Here is a 1,367-nt window from a genome sequence, read left to right on the forward strand (position 1 = left end):
GTCAGACCTCTGGCATCGGATTTTTTATGCCCATTCAGCAGCAATTGCTCGACCTCGGCGATCTCTTCAATTTTTCTGACCTAAGCACTTTTACTCAGAACATCCCCATCGAGTGGGTAGCGAGTGCGCTGAACCTCTCGGCGCAAGCCACGATACGGCGGCGCCGCTTGCCGAGCGATCAGGTTCTTTGGCTGGTTTTGGGCATGGCTCTGTTCCGCGATGAGCCGGTTCATGAGGTCGCCAGGCGTTTGAATATCTGCGCGCAAGGCTTGGCTTCTGATCAGTTACTGGCTCGAAGCGGGGTAACTGAAGCTCGCAAACGGCTAGGCGCTGACCCCGTTGAATCGCTGTTCCGTCAGACCGGTAAGCATTGGGGCAACGAGCGCTATGAGGCAGATGACTGGAACGGCCTACAAGTCTTCGCGGTGGACGGTGCATTGCTGCGGACCCCTGATTCACCTGAGCTCAGAGAGCATTTTGGCTCCGGCAATACCGGCACCGACCGTCAGACCCCGTTCCCGATGCTGCGGCTCGTTGCGCTGATGAATGTCCGCTCGCATGTCATCCTCGATGCGCAGCTCAGCCCTTATCGGGGCAGTGAAATGCGCTTGGCCGAAACGTTTCTGGGGCAAATTCCAGACAATTCGATCACCTTGTTCGACAAAGGCTTCTGGGGCGCGGATCTACTGCTAAGGGTGGTTGGCGGCGGCGCGAACCGACACTGGCTGACACCTGCTCGCAAGAATTTGGTCATGGAGGAAGTGGAGCGCTACGGCGAGCACGATCGTCTTGTGCGGATGAAGGTTTCTCCTCAGGCACGCAAACGAAATCCTGAGCTGCCCTTGAGTTGGGAAGTGCGTGAAGTTAGCTATGAAAGCCATGGAAAAGTCAGGTCGCTGCTTACCTCTCTGCCTGTCGAGAGCTATGACACAGCAGCTGTAGCTGAGCTGTACCTGGAACGGTGGGAAATTGAGCTGGGCTTCAGGGATATCAAAAGCTCGATGCAACAGAACGCGGTGACACTGCGCAGCAAGAAAGTCGAGCTGATTTATCAGGAGGTCTGGGGGCTTTTGCTGGCTTATAACATTATTCGTCGAGAGGCCAGCCAGGCCGCTGTAGCGTTCGGCCGCGCGCCTTCGGATATACGGTTCAAGCCTGCCTGCCAGTACATAGCGGTGCAGCTGATAGTGATGGCAGCAGCTAACCCGGTATCGGCAACAGGAAGGAGGCTAAGCGAGCTGAGGGGAGGAGTAGGTGGAATGTTTTTGGATTACCGCCCAAGGCCGGGAAGGCCAAGGACGGTGAAGATTTCTAAAACCCGGTACCCAGTGGACCGTAAGGCTGCTCCGCTTAAGTGAACAGCATTA

The 1,367-nt window shown here is 56.2% G+C and carries 1 protein-coding gene; it reads left to right on the forward strand.

The window, feature by feature from the left end; genetic code table 11:
• Positions 1 to 26: 26 nt before the first annotated feature.
• Positions 27 to 1,358, forward strand: coding sequence for an IS4 family transposase (locus KDX37_RS29145; protein WP_264759425.1), 1,332 nt, complete (start codon positions 27 to 29; stop codon positions 1,356 to 1,358).
• Positions 1,359 to 1,367 lie beyond the last annotated feature (9 nt).

The organism is Pseudomonas californiensis (assembly GCF_021147775.1).
Classification (GTDB): domain Bacteria; phylum Pseudomonadota; class Gammaproteobacteria; order Pseudomonadales; family Pseudomonadaceae; genus Aquipseudomonas; species Aquipseudomonas californiensis.

Coding starts and splice junctions, on each gene's coding strand:
- KDX37_RS29145 (WP_264759425.1), top strand. CDS start 27: ATGCCCATTCAGCAGCAATTGCTCGACCTCGGCGATCTCTTCAATTTT.